Consider the following 16938-nt stretch of genomic DNA (forward strand, 5'->3'; position numbering starts at 1 on the left):
TCAGGACTGAGGACTGAGGGCTGAGGACTCGAAGACCACCGTCACCGGAGCATGGTCGGACCAGCGCTCCGCATGGCTGGCGGCCCGCTCCACGTATGCCTTGACCGCACGCCGGGCAAGTCCGGGAGTCGCGACCGCGAGGTCGATCCTCCAACCTGAATCATTGTCAAAGGCCCGCCCCCGGTACGACCACCACGTGTACGGACCCTCAACGTCCGGATGCAGAGCCCGGACGACATCGACGTACCCACCCTCGTCGGGGTCGAGGACGCGCCCGAGCCACTCGCGCTCCTCCGGCAGGAACCCGGAGTTCTTCTGGTTCCCGCGCCAGTTCTTCAGGTCGGCCTGCTGGTGGGCGATGTTCCAGTCGCCGCAGACCACGACATGGCGCCCGTCGGCGGCGGAGCGCTCGCGCAGTTCCTTCAGATAGGCGAGGAACTCCCCCATGAACCGCACCTTCTCGTCCTGCCGCTCGGTGCCGACCTCGCCGGAGGGGAGGTAGAGGCTGGCGACGGTGACGCCGGGCAGGTCGGCCTCCACGTACCGGCCGCTCCCGTCGAACTCGGCCGAGCCGAAACCGACCTGGACGCGCTCGGGTTCACGGCGGGTGTAGAGGGACACCCCGGCCCGGCCCTTCGCCGCGGCGGGCGCGTGCACGACGTGCCAGCCGTCCGGCTCCCGGACCTCCGCCGGCAGCTGCTGGGGCTCGGCGCGCACCTCCTGCAGACACAGCACGTCCGCGGAGGTTCCCGCGAGCCACTCCACGAAGCCCTTCTTCGCGGCGGCCCGGAGCCCGTTCACATTCACAGAGGTCACAGTCAGCAAAACACTCTCCCGTGTAACAGCGGACACGTACGCTACCCGGCGCGCACGTCGCCCCGCGCCTCCTCCCATGGGTCCGGCTCCCAATGGGATGCACGGCTACCCTCACACCCTCGTCAGTGCGGTCGACGACCACACGGCGGGCAAGCTGCCGCAGCGCGCCGTTTCGCACCGCGAGTGGGGAGCGTCGCCCTACAGGGCGCCCTCCGCCCGACGGCCCCGGGGCGGGAGGGTGGCCAGGAGACCGCCGAGAAGTACGGCCGTGGGGGTGGCCACCGCCAGGGCCCAGCCGAGGCGGCTGCCTCGTAGGCGTTCGCAATCCAGCAGGCCGGTGCGGATGGCCTCCTTGGTGTCCGCCTCGTCGACCCCGGATATGAGCGTGACGATGGGCTGATCACCGTCCGGACCCCCGATCACCGACGCGCATATGGCGCCGCCGTAAGCGTTGCCCCCACTGCCGTGGGGTATCGCCAGCAGTCCCAGCACCGCGGCCGCACCCACGGCGATGCCCAGCCAACCCCACCCGCGTCCCATGCTCACCTCTCCCGCACAACGACATCGCCGAGAACGGTACGAGGTCCGTACGCTGTGCCGAGCAGCAGCTCACCGCGACCTCGACGCCGCCCTCGCCGTCGAGCGCGACCTGTTCGACCTCGCCGACGCCGTTACCGAGGGGGCCGACGAGACGGGACGGGACGGGCGACCCTAACCGCTACCGCCACCGCCACCGCCACCGCATAGATGTACGATATCCGGCATGAATATACGCGTCGTCTCCTTCGACCACCCGGACGCCGTCAGACTCAACGACCAGGTGCAGGCCGAGTACGCCGTCCGGTACGAGGACGACGGCGACGCCACCCCGCTCGACCGGGCCGACTTCGAGCCGCCGCGGGGGCTGTACCTCATCGCCTACGACGAGTCCGGCACAGCCGTGGCGACGGGCGGCTGGCGCGCGCAGGACGAGAACAGCGAGGGGAACCTGGACGGTGACGCCGAGGTCAAGCGGATGTACGTCGTCGAGGAGGCGCGCGGCAAAGGGCTGGCCCGCCGCATCCTGGCCGCCCTGGAGGACGACGCCCGCGCGGCGGGCCGCGTCCGTATGGTGCTGGAGACGGGCGCGAAGCAGCCCGAGGCCGTCGGCCTGTACACCTCCAGCGGCTACGAGCCGTGCGCCAAGTTCGGTTACTACCGCTTCCACGAGCTGAGCATGTGCTTCGCGAAGCAGCTGTAGGCGGACTGTAGAAGCCCGCCGCTTGCGCCGGGCTCAGGCGGTGGTGGGCACGATCCGCCACTGCTGGCAGTTGTTGTTCAGCCAGCTCCACTGACGCACGTCCACGCCGTCGCCCGTGCCGCAGTCGGCGACGTCGGCGACCTTGCCGGTGGCGGCGTTGACGATCCGGACGTGGTCCCCGCCGGTGTAGGCGAGCCGGTACCGCTGGCAGTCGTTGTTGAGCCAGGACCACTGGCGGATGTCGGCGCCGTCGGCGGAGGAGCAGTCGGCGACGTCCATGACCTTGCCGGTGGCCACGTTCACCAGGCGGCTGGTGTCGTCGGCCATGTCCTCGATGCGCCACTTCTGGTTGGCGCCGCCGTTGCACGTCCACTGGAGGATGTTCGCGCCGTCGGCGGTGCCGCCGCCGTTGACGTCCAGGCACTTGCCGCTGTTGCGGTTGACCAGCGTGTACGCGGTCGGAGTCGTCGCGGTCTCTCCGGAGGGGCCGGCCAGGGTGGTGCCGAGCGCCACGGGCGTACCGAAGTCGGGCGTGCCGTCGGCGTTCCATGTGAACTTCTGGGCGCGCGTGGTGCGGGCGTTGCCGCAGCCGCCGTTCGACGTGCTGTTGCCGTGGTAGACGATCCAGTTCTCGGTGCCGTCGGGCGAGGTGAAGAACCCGTTGTGGCCGGGCCCGTAGACCCCGGCCGCGTCGTTGCGCTGGAAGACCGGCGTCTGCTTCTTGGTCCAGGAGGCGGGGTTGAGCGGGTCGCTGCCGGTGAGTTCCAGCCGGCCCAGCTTGTAGTCGGGGGTCTGGCAGGAGCTGGCGGAGAAGGTCAGGAAGGTCCGGCCGTCGCGGTACAGCGGCTCGGGACCCTCGTTGACCGGGGCTCCGGAGGTCTCCCAGCCCAGCGTGGGGCTGGAGATGATCGTGAAGGTGGAGCTCGCCAACGTGTACGGGTTGCTCATGGGCGCGATGACCAGGCTCTGCGCGCCGCCGCCGATGAAGCCGCTGCCGACCAGGTACAGCCTGTTGCCGTGCCGCAGCACGCTGGCGTCGATGAGCCAGCCGCCGGGAGTGAGGTTGGACCCGGTGAGGCTGTTCTTGTACGAGTACGGCCCCATCGGGTCGGAGCCCGCGCTCTCCAGCACGTGCGTGCGCTGCGAGTCACAGCACGCGGTGCCGCGGTTGCCCGCCGAGTAGTACAGGTACCACTTGCCGTCGAGGAAGTGGATCTCGGGCGCCCAGAAGTTGGAGTTGCGGCCCGTGGTGGAGTCGGACCACACCTGGACACTCGGCGCGGTGGACAGCCCGGCCAGCGTCGGCGACTTCCGCATGGTCAGCTCACCCGTGAACGAGGTCGTCACCAGGTAGTAGCTGCCGTTGTAGTACTCCAGCCAGGGGTCGGCGCCCTTCTGCGCCTTGACCGGGTTGGTGTACGGCTTGCCGACGGCCGCGACGGTGGGCTGCGTGACGACGAGCGACAGTGACGCGAGCAGGGACAGCAGGACTGCTCCGAGGATCGACCAGTGACGGGTGCGTGCGCGTCTGCGAGTGCGAGTGCGGGTTCGGATGCTGGTGCGGGTGCGAGTGCGGGTGCGGAGCACGGCAAGTCCCTTCCGGCGGCGACTCGTTCGTTCGACATCTCGAACTTCGTGCGTAACTTCGGCCAGAAGGTAGAGGTGAGTCGGGAGTGGCGTCAATGGATACGACGACGGAACCGGACTCCCGAACGCTCAAGCCCGGAAGCCCGGAAGCCGGGAAGCCCTTGAGTCCTTGAGTCCTTAAGCCCTCAGAAACGCCAGCACCGCCAGGACCCGGCGGTGGGTGTCGTCGGCCGGGGGCAGGTCCAGCTTGGTGAGGATGCTGCCGATGTGCTTGCCGACGGCGGCCTCGGTGACGACCAGCTCGCGTGCGATGGCGCCGTTGGATCGGCCCTGCGCGACCAGCGCCAGCACCTCCCGCTCGCGCGGCGTGAGCCGGGCCAGCGGATCGCGTCGGCGGCGCAGCAACTGCCGTACGACCTCGGGGTCGACGACCGTTCCGCCGGACGCGACCTCGCCCAGCGCGTCCACGAACTCCTCGACCTGCCCGACCCGGTCCTTGAGCAGATAGCCGACGCCCGACCCGTCGCCGGAGTCCAGCAACTCGGCGGCGTACTCCCGCTGCACGTACTGGCTGAGGACCAGCACCGGCAGCGCGGGCCGGGCCCCCTCGGCCGGGGTGCGCAGCCGCACCGCCGCCCGCAGCCCCTCGTCCTGGAATCCCGGGGGCATCCGTACGTCCGTCACCACGACGTCCGGCTCGTGCTCGGCGACCGCGGCGAGCAGCGCCTCGGCGTCCCCGACGGCCGCCACCACCTCGTGGCCGAAGCGGGTGAGCAGACCGGTGAGCCCGTCCCGCAACAGCACGCTGTCCTCGGCCAGCACTACGCGAAGCGATCGGACCGCTCGGACCGCGGGAACCCCTCGACCAACTACTTCAACTCGGTCAACTCGGTCAACTCGGCCGTCCGGCAAGGAATCTCCACGCTCAACAGGGTCGGTCCGCCCGGCGGGCTGGACAGGGAAAGTCTGCCATCGAGGACCGACACCCGGTCGGCGAGTCCGGTCAGCCCGCTGCCGCCGTCCGCGCTCGCGCCACCGCGCCCGTCATCGCTCACCCGGAGGTGGAGCCGCCCGTTCTCGTACTCTCCGCCGACCTCGGCCCGGCTCGCCCCGCTGTGCTTGGCCACGTTGGCGAGGGCCTCGCAGACCACGAAGTACGCGGCTGTCTCCACGGCCCGGGGCAGGCGTCCGGGCAGGTCCAGATCCACGTCCACAGGCACGGGGTTGCGGTCCGCGGCATCGCCGACCGCGGCTTCCAGCCCGAAGTCGGCGAGGACCTTGGGATGGATGCCGTGGACGAGCTCGCGCAGTTCGGCCAGAGCGTTGCCGGCCTCCTCGTGGGCCTGGGCGAGCTGGTCGGCCAGCGGTCCCGGCGGTGCGTCCAGCCGGGCCAGCCCGAGCGTCATCGTCAGTGCGACCAGGCGCTGTTGGGCGCCGTCGTGCAGATCGCGCTCGATACGGCGCCGCTCCGCCTCGAAGGCGTCCACCAACCGCACCCGGGAGCGGGTCAGTTCGACGACCTTGGCCCCCAGGTCCGCGTCGCGCGGTGCGATCAGCAGCCGGGTCAGCCCGGCCCTGGCCCCGGCGGCGACCCCGAGGACGTACGCCCCGACCGCCAGCAGTACGACGCCCAGCACGGCGACCCCGAAGGCGGCCGGCCATGTGGTGACCGTCCACTGCTTGAGCACCTTCACCTCCTGGCCGTCGCCCACCGTGGCCATCAGCAGCGGGGCGGCGACCATCGACCCCGGGATGAGCAGGGTCACCGTGACCACGAGCGCCTCGACCGGCCACAGCAGGCCCGCGAACAGCACCGCGTAGCCGAGTTCCCGCCAGGTCAGCTGCTCACGCAGCCGGGTGGTGTACCAGAGCCACGGCCCCGGCCCGGCGGGCACATCATGCGCGCCGGGCACCGGGTCCCGGTCGATCAGCCCCAGCCGGAGCCGCTCCAGCGACGCCACGGGCACCCCGACGAGCACGGTGAGCCCGAGAAGGGGCACCCCGACCAGCACGACGGCCAGCACCCCACCGGCCGCCACGAGCACCACGATCCCCACCAGGACCACGGCCCCGGCGAGCGCGCCGGACACCAGATACCCGACGGCCCGCCACGGCCACGACGACACGAGGTAGTGCGGCCCGGACATGGCCTGCCACACATTCCGAACACTCCGAACATTCCGAGGGTGCGTACCGAACGCACGGATCACGCGGATCACACGGATCACCGTAGAAGGGCGAACAGCCTGCGGCCATGGGCCCAGTGGGTGGGGCAGAGGTAGGGGCGGCCCTACCTTCACGCTCGAACCCGGGCGGGAGGAAAGGAACTTACGGAAAGGAACTTGTCTAGACTTCCCGAGGCACTCCAATGCATTCCACTGCATTCGGTGCCTTCGATGCCTTCGATGCCTTCGATGCCTTCGATGCCTTCGATGCTGGTCGGATCACTCCGCCCACGGCAGGGGGATCTTGTCCTCGCTGCCGGGCACCATCGCCCTGCCCCCGACAGCCATGGCGACCAGCGCCTCGGCGGGTCCGCCCCCGACTGCCGTGAGCTGCCGCACCGTCCCCGCGGCGAGGATCACCGCCTGCCCGGCTCCGACCCGCTCGACCCGGCCGTCCACGTCGACCTCGAACGTGCCGGACAGGGGCATCCACACCTGCTCCCGGTCGATGATGTGCACCGGCGTGGACATACCGACCCCGAGCGCCATCCGCCAGGTGCTGACCTCCGTACTGCCCTGACTGGGCCCCGCCAGGCCGAACACCTCGCCGGCCGGAGTCCTGGTCGTCCGCTGCTCACTCTCACTGACCACGTACACAACGCCTCCACGACTCACATGTAAAGCACCTTTACTCACTACTTCCGGCGTCGAGTAAAGTGGCTTTACATGTGTGTGTCAAGATGAGGCGATGAGGACCCGCGACCCCCTTGAGAACACCGAGCTGACCTTCCTGCTCGGGATGGCCTTCCAGCTCGTCCTCTCCGAGTTCGTGAGCCGCGTGGACGCCGCCGGCTATGCCGAACTGCGCCCCGTGCACGGCCTGGTCTTCCAGGCCCTCCGAGGCGCCGGCGCGACGAGCAGTGAACTGGCCGAGCGCCTCGGGGTCACCAAACAGGCCGCGGGCCAGATCATCGACGACCTGGAGAAGCGCGGTTACGTCGAACGCCGCCCGCACCCCGCGGGAGGCCGCCGCAAGCTGGTCGTCCTGACCGGCAAGGCCCAGGAACACCTCTCCGTGGCCGGACGCATCCTCCACGAGCTGGAGGGACAGCTGGGCAAACAGCTCCAGGACGTGGGCCTGGACGTCCCACGGGCCGAACTCGCCGCCATCATCCGCTCGTTGGCGGGCGACGCGATCCCGCCCCTGCGCCCGGTCTGGTGAGGCGGCCCGCTTCACTGCTGCACGAGGCTGCTGTACGGGACTTCGGTACGGCACTGCCGCACGACACGTCAAAGCCCCGGTCGGTGATCCCGACCGGGGCTCTGAACTGTGTGCGTGGACCTGAGGGGATTTGAACCCCTGGCCCCCTCGATGCGAACGAGGTGCGCTACCGGACTGCGCCACAGGCCCTTGCAACGAGTGAAACTCTAGCATCCCCATCCGGCTGCTTGGAAATCCGTTCCGCGCTGGTCAACGGCACCCCGCTCGCGCACCCCGTCGCCAACCGAGAAGGGGCCGGGACCGCCGAGAAGGGGCCGGGAGACAACACACCGCCCGACCTGCCGGGGCGTCAGCGCGCACGGCATCGGTCCTCCGGCACACCGCGGACCTACTCGTTGGCGGCCCGCGGCCGGTCGCCGTCCTCGTACTGGTCGAACAGCGGGGTGCGCCCCCGCTCCCGGGCCCGGCGCGCGGACGCGGCACGGCGGGCATCGCAGCGGCTGTCGCCGGAGGAGCCGGTGCCCGTCGGGCCCTCCTCGGCCGCATCGGCAGCCGCGGGCGTGGAGGACTCGGGCTCCTGCCCGGCAGCGGCACCGGTGCTGGTGCTGGTGTCGGCACCCCTTCCGGTACCGGCCGTACCCGCCGCTGCCGCAGTACTCGCAGTACCCGCAGCGCCCGACCCCACCGCGCTCGACCGCGCCGAGCTCCACGAGTCCGGCGCGCCCAGGTCCACGTCCGGTGTGGCACGCGGTGCGACCGGCGCGGTCACATACGTGGGGAGCGGGACCGGAACCGGGTCCCAGCTGTCCCCTTGGCCGGGGCGGCGCTGCCGCTCGCGCTGCTGGTCGACCCACTCCGCGTGGTCGGTCTGCTCGACGAGGGCGCGGCGGTCGGCCGCGAGCGCGGAGAGGCCCGGGTTCGTCCCGGTCTCTGGTCCGTCCTCCGGCTCGTCGGCGTCCACGTCGGGCGTCGGGCGCCGCCGGGGCTGGCGCTCACGCAGCCGCTGTGCCGCCACCTCGGCCCGGCGCCGGTCCATGGTGTACGCGAACCGCCGCCGCTCCTGGGTGCGCAGGTACGCGATGTACGCGCTCAGCAGCACCGCCGGTACGCCGGGCGCCCACAGGAAGGCGAGCCCTCCGACCGCCGCGACGATCGCTCCGCACGTGAAGGCGAGGAAGAGCATGACGGTCGTACGCCGTCGGCGCGCGAGCACCTTCAAGCGCCGGGCGCGTGCGGCCGACTCCGCCGATGTCCCACGTGGCCCGCGCACACCCGATGCCGACTTCCCGGCGGCCTTGGACGGCGGCGAAGCCTGCGACGACTGGGGCTGTGCCTTGCCGCCCGGCTTCGCCTTGCCGCCTGACTTCGCCTTGCTGCCCGGCTGTGCCTTGCCGTCCGGCTGTGCCTGCTGCGGCACCGGCCTGGCACCCGTGGACACCCCGGACCTGGCGCTCCCCTGGGGCGCACCACCCTGAAGTGTGCCGCCCTTGCCCTTGGGCTCGCCCGGCTCCACCGGAAGCTGCGTCCTGGTCTGCGGACGGTACGGGGGCATGGCGTAGGCCCGGACGTCCACCGAGTCGGTGACGGCATCCGGGTCGGCGTTGCGCTCCCCCTCGTCGGTGGAGCGCGCCTGCAGGTCCTTGGCGTACCGGCGCTCCATGCCCGCCCGTCCGGAAAGCAGCCGGATGGCGGTGCTGAAGCGTTCCGTCGGACGGGCTTCGTTCAGCTCGTCCTGCCTACGGAGCCACATCGGCACCAAGTAGGCGGCCCAGGCCCCGACGATGACTGCGTAGATGAGGCCGCTGCTGCTCACGCCTCACACGGTAGAGGGGTTTGCTTGGGGCCATCTGCCAATTGCTCCGGTGTGTCGCACGATCTGGCTGATATTTCGAGCTTTTTTTGCGACCGATGTGATCAACAGGACACTGGTGGTGCGAAATTAACGTCCCCGGACGATCGGCGGGCGATCAATTTCGAACAAGTATTTCATTTGCGGGGAGACTCGCCGGAAGTGTTCTGCGATGTGCTGCTCCGCGGAGCGTTCCCCGCGCGTAGCCGCTGCCAGCGGGCCAGCAGACCGTCGGGGACCTCTTCGGCGGTGAGCGCGAAGACGAGATGGTCGCGCCAGGCCCCGTCGATGTGAAGATATCGTGGACGAAGCCCTTCCTCGCGGAATCCGAGTTTCTCCACGACCCGGCGGCTGGGCCCGTTCTCGGGGCGAATACAGACTTCGATGCGGTGCAGACCGACGACGCGAAAGCAGTGGTCGACCACGAGGGCCACGGCCGTCGGCATCACGCCCCGCCCGGCGACCGCCTCGTCCACCCAGTAGCCGATGTGTCCGGAGCACATCGAGCCCCAGGTGATCCCGGCGACCGTCAACTGTCCGACGAGCCGGCCCTGGTACTCGATCACGAACGGCAGCATCCGGCCCGCGTTGCCCTCCGCGCGCAGATGGCGGACCATCTGGCGGTAGGTCGGCCGGTGGGTGATCGGGCCGCCGGGCGTGGGCGGCGGAATCGTCGCCTCCCAGGGCCGCAGCCAGTCCCGGTTGCGCCGGTTGACCTCGCGCCAGGCCCGCTGGTCGCGCAGCTTTATGGGCCGGAGGACGATGTCGCCGTCCACCAGCACGGCGGGCCAGGATGGGCTGTTCAGCTCGCACCCCCACTCGGTCCGGGACGCTCCGGGGCGGCTCCGGGGCCGTCCGTGACGGCCCCGCCGGGCCTGTGCCCGGCGGCTTCCGTGGCCCCGCCGGGTCTGGGGTGGTCCCCGCCTCGGATCTGGTCGACGGCGTGGACCAGCAGGGGCTCCAGTACCGCCAGCCCGTCCTTCACGCCGCCGGTGGAGCCCGGAAGGTTCACGATCAGTGTCCCGCGTGCGACGCCCGCGAGCCCACGGGACAGCACCGCCGTGGGCACCTTCTGACGGCCGAACGCCCTGATGGCCTCCGCAATGCCCGGCACCTCGTGGTCGAGGACGCTCCGGGTGGCCTCGGGGGTCCGGTCGGTGGGTGAGATGCCGGTTCCGCCGGTGGTCACGATGAGGTCGTACCCGGCGTCCACACCCGCTCTCAGCGCCTGTGCCACCGGGTCGCCGTCGGGGACGACCTGCGGGCCGTCGACGGCGAAGCCCAGCCTGCCGAGCCCCTCCACGATCAGGGGGCCGCCCTTGTCCTCGTACACCCCGGCCGCCGCCCGGTTGGACGCGGTCACCACCAGGGCCGCGTACGGTGCGACCAGGGCGCCGCCCAGCGACGGGGAACCGGTCATTCCCGGCTCCAGTCGCCGGACTTCCCGCCGGTCTTCTCCTCGACGCGTACGTCCGTGATGACCGCCCCCTTGTCGACTGCCTTGACCATGTCGACCACGGTGAGCGCCGCCACGCTGACCGCGGTGAGGGCCTCCATCTCCACGCCCGTGCGGTCAGTCGTCTTCACGGTGGCCAGGATCTCGACGGCGTCGTCCGCGACCGACAGATCAAGCTTGACACCCGACACCGACAACGGGTGGCAGAGCGGGATGAGTTCGGGGGTGCGCTTGGCGCCCATGATCCCGGCGATCCGCGCGGTGGCGAGGGCGTCGCCCTTGGGCAACCCCTCGCCCCGCAGCAGCTCGACCACGCGCGGTGAGACCAGGACCCGGCCGCTGGCGCGGGCGGTGCGCGCGGTCACGTCCTTCCCGGACACATCGACCATGCGGGCGGCTCCCGCCTCGTCGATGTGCGTCAGTCGGTCGTCCGCAGGCGGTCCGGGGGTCTCCCCCCGGGAAGGCACAGTCATGTGGTGTGGCGCTCCCGGTCAGGGCCGTCGCGGTGGGCGCACGGCCTGTTGTGCGCGACACGGTACGCCAACTTCAGCGGCCTCGCGGAGCCGGTTCTCCCTGGCCCCGGGGTGGTCAGCCGAGGAGGACGACCTGGACCTCGCTGCCGGGCTCGACCGACTCCACGTCCTCGGGGACCACGATCAGCGCATCGGCAAGGGCGAGGGCCGCGACCAGGTGCGATCCGGCACCCCCTACGGGGGTGACCTTCCCGTCGGCGTACGTCCCGCGCAGGAACTGCCGGCGCCCGGCGGGCGAGGTCAGCGCCTTGGGCGCCTCCAGCGTCGCGCGGGTGGAGGGCCGGTGGAGGTCCTCCAGTCCCATCAGGGCGCGGATGGCGGGCCGTACGAACAGTTCGAAGGAGACGTACGACGACACCGGGTTGCCCGGCAGGGCGAGCAGCGGGGTGTGGTCGGGGCCGATGGAGCCGAAGCCCTGGGGCTTGCCGGGCTGCATGGCGAGCTTGCGGAACTCGACGCCGCTGCCGGCCTCGTCCTCGTCGCCGACGGACTGGAGGGCCTCCTTGACGACGTCGTACGCTCCGACGCTCACCCCGCCCGTGGTGACGAGCAGGTCGGCGCGGACGAGCTGGTCCTCGATGGTGGCGCGGAGGATCTCGGCGTCGTCGGTGACGGCGCCGACCCGGTAGGCGATCGCTCCGGCGTCGCGGGCGGCTGCGGTCAGGGCGAAGCTGTTGGAGTCGTAGATCTGGCCGGGGTCCAACTTCTCGCCGGGCTGGACGAGTTCGCTGCCGGTGGACAGGACGACCACGCGCGGGCGGGGGCGCACGCGGACCGTGGCGCGGCCGATCGCGGCGAGCAGCCCGATCTGCGGCGGGCCGAGGATCGTGCCCGCCGCCAGGGCCCGGTCGCCGGCCTTCACATCACTGCCCTTGTCCCGCACGTGCGCGCGTGCCTCGGCCGCGCGGTGGACGGCGACCTGCCCGGAGGCACCCTCGGGGCTGGCGCTGTGGGCGCGCATCCGGGAGACGGGCCCCTGGCCGAGGCCGCCGTCGGTCCACTCCACGGGGACGACGGTCTCGGCGCCGGGCGGCAGCGGGGCGCCGGTCATGATGCGGGCGGCCTCGCCGGGTCCCACGTGCGGCTGCTCGCCCTGGCCCGCGGCCACGTCGCCGATCACGGTCAGGACGGCGGGGTACTCCTCGCTCGCGCCCGCGATGTCCGCGACCCGCACCGCGTACCCGTCCATCGAGCTGTTGTCGAACGGCGGCAGCGACAGCGGCACCGTGACGTCCTCGACCAGGACGCAGCCCAGGGCGTCGAGGAGTTGCAGCTCGATGGGTTCCAGGGGGCGGACGGTGGCGAGGATGTCCTCCAGGTGCTCGGTCACCGTCCAGACGTGGTCCTGGCCGGTGTCGCGGGTCGGGGCGCTGCTCAAAGTCGCTACATCTCCTCGGCTACGTAACTGCGAAGCCAGGTCCGGAAGTCCGGGCCCAGGTCTTCACGTTCGCATGCGAGTCGGACAATGGCACGCAGGTAGTCGCCGCGGTCACCGGTGTCATAGCGGCGGCCCTTGAAGACGACGCCGTGGACGGGGCCGCCCAGCTTCTCGTCGGCGGCGAGCTGCTGGAGGGCGTCGGTGAGCTGGATCTCGCCGCCGCGGCCGGGCTCGGTCTTGCGGAGGATGTCGAAGATCTGCGGGGCGAGGACGTAGCGGCCGATGATCGCGTAGTTCGAGGGGGCGTCCGCCTGCTCGGGCTTCTCGACCATGCCCGTGACCCTGACGACGTCGCTGTCCTCGGTGGCGTCGATGGCCGCGCACCCGTAGAGGTGGATCTGCTCGGGGGCGACCTCCAGGAGCGCGACGACGCTGCCGCCGTGCTGCGCCTGGACCTCGACCATGCGCTGGAGCAGGGGGTCGCGCGGGTCGATGAGGTCGTCGCCGAGGAGGACGGCGAAGGGCTCCTGGCCGACGTGCGGGGCCGCGCACAGGACGGCGTGGCCGAGGCCCTTGGGGTCGCCCTGGCGGACGTAGTGCATGGTGGCGAGGTCGCTGGACTCCTGGACCCGGGCGAGCCGGCCGGCGTCGCCCTTCCTCTGGAGGGCGGACTCCAGCTCGTAGTTGCGGTCGAAGTGGTCCTCCAGGGGACGCTTGTTACGACCGGTGATCATGAGGACGTCGTCGAGCCCCGCGGACACCGCCTCTTCGACCACGTACTGGATCGCCGGCTTGTCGACGACCGGCAGCATTTCTTTGGGAGTGGCTTTGGTGGCGGGCAGGAACCGGGTGCCGAGGCCGGCTGCGGGGATGACAGCCTTGGTGATCCTGAGGTTCGAGTCAGTCATGCGCGCAACCCTATCCGGTGCCTTTGTGCAGAATCTGTGGCTCCGGTTAATTCGCACTCATATGAGCCCGCCATGAACACTACGGGAGCAGTCTGTGAGCCGGATGAGGCGTGGAAGCAACCCTGCCAAGCGAATGTTGCGGCAGGGCTTCCTCACGGTGAGGAAAGGGTTGACGGCGGATGACGTCGGGAGAGCCGCAGACGCTCTTGCCGTCCGTGCGCTCGGCCTGCCCGAACTGGCACAGGCCCGCACGGTCGCGGCATACGTCTCCGTCGGGAACGAACCGGGCACCCTCGCGCTTCTCGACGCGCTCCACGCGCGCGGGGTGCGTGTTCTGCTGCCGGTCCTGATGGAGGACAACGACCTCGACTGGGGCGCGTACGAGGGCGAGGGTTCCCTGGTGCGTGTCCAGCACGGCGGAAAGATGGCCCTGTTGGAGCCGGCCGGCGAGCGCCTCGGCCCCGCGGCCGTCGAGCGGGCCGACGCCGTCCTGCTGCCCGGTCTCGCCGTGGACGCCCGCGGGATGCGCCTGGGGCGCGGCGGCGGCTCGTACGACCGTGTTCTCGCCCGTCTGGAGCGCGCGGGGGCCGATCCTGCGCTGGTGGTGCTCCTGTACGACACGGAGGTCGTCGACCGCGTGCCGGAGGAGCCCCATGACCGTCCTGTGCACGCGGTGGTGACCCCTTCGGGAGTACGGCGCTTCCGGACCGCCTGCCCTTAGAACCGAGAGGAGTTCTCAGGGCGCCCCTCTCGCACGGAAAGGGCCCTCTACGCGCGCGTAGAGGGCCCTTTCACCGGCATGCGTCAGGCGAGCGGAGTCACGGCTTCAGCAGCAGCGTGTCCTTCGTGTTCGCGTCGACCGCCTTCTGCGAGAAGGGCCAGGTCAGCAGCTCGCCCTTGGCCCACTTGTCCGTCTGGTCCGTGTAGTGGGCGCTGTAGGCGTGTCCGGAGGCACCGGTGAGGTTGATCCACTTGGACTTGTCGAGGTCCCCGAGGTTGACCACCATGCGCATCGACGGGACCCAGACGACGCCGTAGCCGCCGGCCGCGTTCCAGCCGGTCGCGTTGACCGTGGCCTCGCCGCCGCCGAGATTCCAGGGGCCGCGGTTGAGCATGTACTGCAGGAAGCCGGGGCCATCGGTGCCCAGGGTCTGGTTCTTCAGGAACAGGCGGTGCAGCCGGCCCCAGTTCCAGGTGTCGATGTCCTTGCCGAGCTTGGCGGTCAGCTCCCAGCGGGCGTCGTCCATGGCCCGCTCGAACAGTTCGTCACGGGTGGTGGCCGGCTCCTCGGTCCGCGTGCCGGGCGCCGACCACCAGTCGTTGTCCTCGTCGTCGATGATCCTGCGGACCGTCTCGAACCAGCGGTCGCCGCCGTCCGGCTGTGCCTGGTCCGCGTCGCGCTCACCGCACTCGCGCACCTTCTGGTCCTCGTCCGCGGGGCCGGTCGTGTCGACCGGATCGACCGTGAGGCACTGTCCCTTGACCCGCAGCTCCTTGGGCAGCTTGTTGCCGAAGGCAAGCTTGAGGATGTTGCGCCAGACCGCGTTGAAGTACGCGGCCGCCGCCGAGTCGGCGTCCTGGGTGTAGTCCCAGCCCTCCAGCAGCTTCTGCGTCTCCCGGACGCTCTTGTCCTCGACGTCGATCTTCAGCAGCTTGGGCACCAGCAGCCGGGCGACCTCGCTGCTGTTGTCCAGCTGCATCTGCCGCATGTCCTCGGTCGAGATCTTCCCGCCGCCCTTGATCTTCGAGTCGATCAGGTCGGCGAGCCGCTGGCTGCGCGTGCCGTAGCCCCAGTCCGTGGTGAGCGTGTAGGGGTACTTGTCCTTGTCGACGACGGCCTGGTTGGCGGTGACGATGTAGCCGCGGTCCGGGTTGTACTCGTACGGCAGTTCGTCCTGCTTGATGTAGCCGGTCCAGCGGTACTTGGAGTCCCAGCCCGCCGCCGGGAGCGAGCCGTCGCCCTCGCCGCGGATCGGGATCCTGCCCGGCAGCTGGTAGCCGATGTTGTCCTCCCTGTCGGCGTAGACCAGGTTCTGCGAGGGCACGTCGAACAGGGCGGCGGCCTTGCGGAAGCCTGCCCAGTTCTTGGCCTTGTTGATGGCGAACACCGCGTCCATGGAGGTGCCCGGGTCCAGCGCGGTCCAGCGCAGCGCGATGGCGTAGCCGTCGCCGCGGTCGGGGGCGGCGGTGTTGACGGTGGCCTTCTTGCCGACCTTCAGGAGCTCGTCGTCCCGGTCCGACAGGAGGGGGCCGTTGTTGGTCGTGCGGACGACGATCTTCTTGGACCTGCCGCCGGCGACCGCGATGGTCTCCTCGCGGGTTTCGAAGGAGCGCACCTTGCCGTCGTACTCGTAGCCGTTCCCGGTGAGCTTCTCCAGGTAGAGGTCCGTGACGTCGACGCCGGAGTTGGTCATGCCCCAGGCGATGTCCTCGTTGTGGCCGATTATCACGCCGGGCATACCGGCGAACGTGTAGCCGGACACGTTGTACTGGCACTTCTGGGAGATCGCCTTGCAGTGCAGGCCCATCTGGTACCAGACGGACGGCAGCGAGGCCGACAGGTGCGGGTCGTTGGCGAGCAGCGGCTTGCCGCTGATGGTGTGGTCGCCGGAGACGACCCAGGAGTTGGACCCGATGCCGTTGCCGTTCACGCCGACGGCCTCGGGCACGTCCTCCAGCACCCTGTAGAGGCCCGAGAGCTGCGACTGGAGGGCCGAGGAGGTGCCGGCCGTCCCTGCGGCCCCTGTGGCCCCTGCGGTCCCCGCGGTTCCCGCGGAGACTCCGCCGCCGCCCGTGCCCGCACCGCTCTGAGCGGAGCTTCCGGAGCCCTGCGTACCCTGCGCCCCCTGTGTTCCCTGCGCCCCTTGGGCCCCTTGGGCCCACGTTCCGGCGAACTCGTCGTACCCGCCCTCGCGGATGATCGCCTTGTTCCGGTTGTACGGGTACTCCGGGTACAGGTCGGCGATCTGCTTCGGGCCCAGGCGGCTGGTCATCAGGGCGCGGTCGATCTCGTCCTGCATGTTGCCGCGCAGGTCCCAGGCCATCGCCTTCAGCCACGAGATCGAGTCGACCGGGGTCCACTCCTCGGGCTTGTACTCGTTGCTGAAACCGAGGGCCACGTACTCCAGGGAGATGTCCTTGCCGTCCTTGCCCCGCAGGTAGGCGTTGACACCCTTGGCGTAGGCCTGGAGGTACCTCTTCGTCTCGGCGGACAGCTTGGTGTCGTACTCCTTCTGCGCCACCCTGTCCCAGCCCATGGTGCGCAGGAACGCGTCGTTGGCGATCTGCCCCTTGCCGAACATCTCGGACAGACGGCCCGCGGTCATGTGGCGGCGCACGTCCATCTCGTAGAACCGGTCCTGCGCCTGGACGTAGCCCTGCGCCATGAACAGGTCCTCGTCGGTGGACGCGTAGATCTGCGGGATCCCGTAGTCGTCGCGCTGGACGTCGACCGGCCCGGACAGGCCGTCCAGCTTGATCGAACCCTTGGTCTGCGGGAACGAGGCGCGCACGGTGCTGATCGACCAGTACGACCCGTAGCCGACGCCTCCGATGATGGCCAGGACCAGGACGATCACGAGCAGGCGGGCTCTGCGCCCCTTCTTCCTGCCGGACTTGCCGGGCTGCTGACCGGAAGAGGCGGTGGTGTTGGGGGGCATCGCTGTCCTTGCTGTCCTAATGCGAGCGGCAGGCCGGGCTGTGCTTTTAACTGAGCGCAGGAGCAACCATAGGCGCAGGGCGCGAGACAACTTGACGCGGAGTCGGCAACCAGCACGTACGGGCG

General features: G+C 70.4%; 17 protein-coding genes and 1 tRNA gene. 4 read left to right on the forward strand and 14 right to left on the reverse strand.

All coding sequences use genetic code 11. From position 1 onward, the window contains the following. Both E0500_RS04905 and E0500_RS04910 read right to left on the reverse strand, forming a co-directional pair. Window positions 1-825 (reverse strand): exodeoxyribonuclease III, encoded by an 825-nt coding sequence (locus E0500_RS04905; RefSeq protein ID WP_131565434.1) that lies wholly within the window; start codon window positions 823-825, stop codon window positions 1-3. Window positions 826-1014: 189 nt separating this feature from the next. Continuing rightward, window positions 1015-1356, reverse strand: coding sequence for a hypothetical protein (locus E0500_RS04910; RefSeq protein WP_131565432.1), 342 nt, complete (start codon window positions 1354-1356; stop codon window positions 1015-1017). On the opposite strand from E0500_RS04910, the gene E0500_RS04915 reads away from it, so the two are divergent. Both E0500_RS04915 and E0500_RS04920 read left to right on the forward strand, forming a co-directional pair. Further along, window positions 1355-1531: a hypothetical protein gene (locus E0500_RS04915; RefSeq protein ID WP_165935057.1), complete on the forward strand. Its 177-nt coding sequence runs from the start codon at window positions 1355-1357 to the stop codon at window positions 1529-1531. The two genes, E0500_RS04910 and E0500_RS04915, sit on opposite strands and share 2 nt — an antisense overlap. 48 nt (window positions 1532-1579) lie before the next feature. Beyond that, entirely contained in the window at window positions 1580-2056 is a 477-nt protein-coding gene (locus E0500_RS04920; protein ID WP_131565430.1) for a GNAT family N-acetyltransferase, read from the forward strand. A 33-nt stretch (window positions 2057-2089) separates the two neighbouring features. Here the strand turns inward: E0500_RS04920 and E0500_RS04925 are convergent, their stop codons facing one another. The 4 genes from E0500_RS04925 to E0500_RS04940 form a co-directional block, all read right to left on the reverse strand. Further along, a complete protein-coding gene (locus E0500_RS04925; RefSeq protein WP_131565441.1) occupies window positions 2090-3559 on the reverse strand; it encodes a family 43 glycosylhydrolase in 1470 nt (489 codons plus the stop codon). A gap of 261 nt (window positions 3560-3820) precedes the next feature. Beyond that, window positions 3821-4465: a response regulator transcription factor gene (locus E0500_RS04930; protein ID WP_131565427.1), complete on the reverse strand. Its 645-nt coding sequence runs from the start codon at window positions 4463-4465 to the stop codon at window positions 3821-3823. A gap of 47 nt (window positions 4466-4512) precedes the next feature. After that, window positions 4513-5790: a sensor domain-containing protein gene (locus tag E0500_RS04935; RefSeq protein WP_131565425.1), complete on the reverse strand. Its 1278-nt coding sequence runs from the start codon at window positions 5788-5790 to the stop codon at window positions 4513-4515. A gap of 297 nt (window positions 5791-6087) precedes the next feature. Beyond that, window positions 6088-6459: a cupin domain-containing protein gene (locus tag E0500_RS04940; RefSeq protein ID WP_309504957.1), complete on the reverse strand. Its 372-nt coding sequence runs from the start codon at window positions 6457-6459 to the stop codon at window positions 6088-6090. Window positions 6460-6556: 97 nt separating this feature from the next. On the opposite strand from E0500_RS04940, the gene E0500_RS04945 reads away from it, so the two are divergent. Next, window positions 6557-7030, forward strand: a complete 474-nt coding sequence (locus E0500_RS04945) for a MarR family winged helix-turn-helix transcriptional regulator (RefSeq protein WP_131565421.1) — start codon at window positions 6557-6559, stop codon at window positions 7028-7030. Between the two features lie 115 nt (window positions 7031-7145). Here the strand turns inward: E0500_RS04945 and E0500_RS04950 are convergent. The 7 genes from E0500_RS04950 to galU all read right to left on the reverse strand — a co-directional run bounded on the left by E0500_RS04950 (window position 7146) and on the right by galU (window position 13154). Continuing rightward, window positions 7146-7219, reverse strand: a tRNA-Ala gene (locus E0500_RS04950). Window positions 7220-7418: 199 nt separating this feature from the next. Then, window positions 7419-8843 carry a gephyrin-like molybdotransferase receptor GlpR gene (gene glpR, locus E0500_RS04955; protein WP_131565419.1) on the reverse strand — a complete coding sequence of 475 codons (1425 nt, stop codon included), beginning with the start codon at window positions 8841-8843 and terminating at the stop codon, window positions 7419-7421. Between the two features lie 173 nt (window positions 8844-9016). Further along, window positions 9017-9661 carry a GNAT family N-acetyltransferase gene (locus tag E0500_RS04960; protein ID WP_181586877.1) on the reverse strand — a complete coding sequence of 215 codons (645 nt, stop codon included), beginning with the start codon at window positions 9659-9661 and terminating at the stop codon, window positions 9017-9019. Between the two features lie 20 nt (window positions 9662-9681). Next, window positions 9682-10299, reverse strand: coding sequence for a molybdenum cofactor biosynthesis protein B (locus E0500_RS04965; RefSeq protein WP_131565415.1), 618 nt, complete (start codon window positions 10297-10299; stop codon window positions 9682-9684). After that, window positions 10296-10808 (reverse strand): cyclic pyranopterin monophosphate synthase MoaC, encoded by a 513-nt coding sequence (gene moaC / locus E0500_RS04970; protein WP_131565413.1) that lies wholly within the window; start codon window positions 10806-10808, stop codon window positions 10296-10298. The genes E0500_RS04965 and moaC overlap by 4 nt, the downstream gene beginning before the upstream one ends. A 115-nt stretch (window positions 10809-10923) precedes the next feature. After that, window positions 10924-12246, reverse strand: a complete 1323-nt coding sequence (gene glp / locus E0500_RS04975; RefSeq protein ID WP_131565411.1) for a gephyrin-like molybdotransferase Glp — start codon at window positions 12244-12246, stop codon at window positions 10924-10926. Between the two features lie 5 nt (window positions 12247-12251). Next, on the reverse strand, window positions 12252-13154 hold the full coding sequence (gene galU / locus E0500_RS04980; protein ID WP_131565409.1) for a UTP--glucose-1-phosphate uridylyltransferase GalU: 903 nt from the start codon (window positions 13152-13154) through the stop codon (window positions 12252-12254). 133 nt (window positions 13155-13287) lie between these two features. Between galU and E0500_RS04985 the strand changes: the two genes are divergently transcribed. Further along, window positions 13288-13875, forward strand: coding sequence for a 5-formyltetrahydrofolate cyclo-ligase (locus E0500_RS04985; RefSeq protein ID WP_131565407.1), 588 nt, complete (start codon window positions 13288-13290; stop codon window positions 13873-13875). A 97-nt stretch (window positions 13876-13972) separates the two neighbouring features. On the opposite strand, the gene E0500_RS04990 is transcribed toward E0500_RS04985, so the two are convergent. Beyond that, on the reverse strand, window positions 13973-16813 hold the full coding sequence (locus tag E0500_RS04990; RefSeq protein ID WP_131565405.1) for a penicillin acylase family protein: 2841 nt from the start codon (window positions 16811-16813) through the stop codon (window positions 13973-13975). Window positions 16814-16938 lie beyond the last annotated feature (125 nt).

It is taken from the genome of Streptomyces sp. KM273126 (assembly GCF_004337435.2).
In the GTDB taxonomy this organism is placed as follows: domain Bacteria; phylum Actinomycetota; class Actinomycetes; order Streptomycetales; family Streptomycetaceae; genus Streptomyces; species Streptomyces acidicola.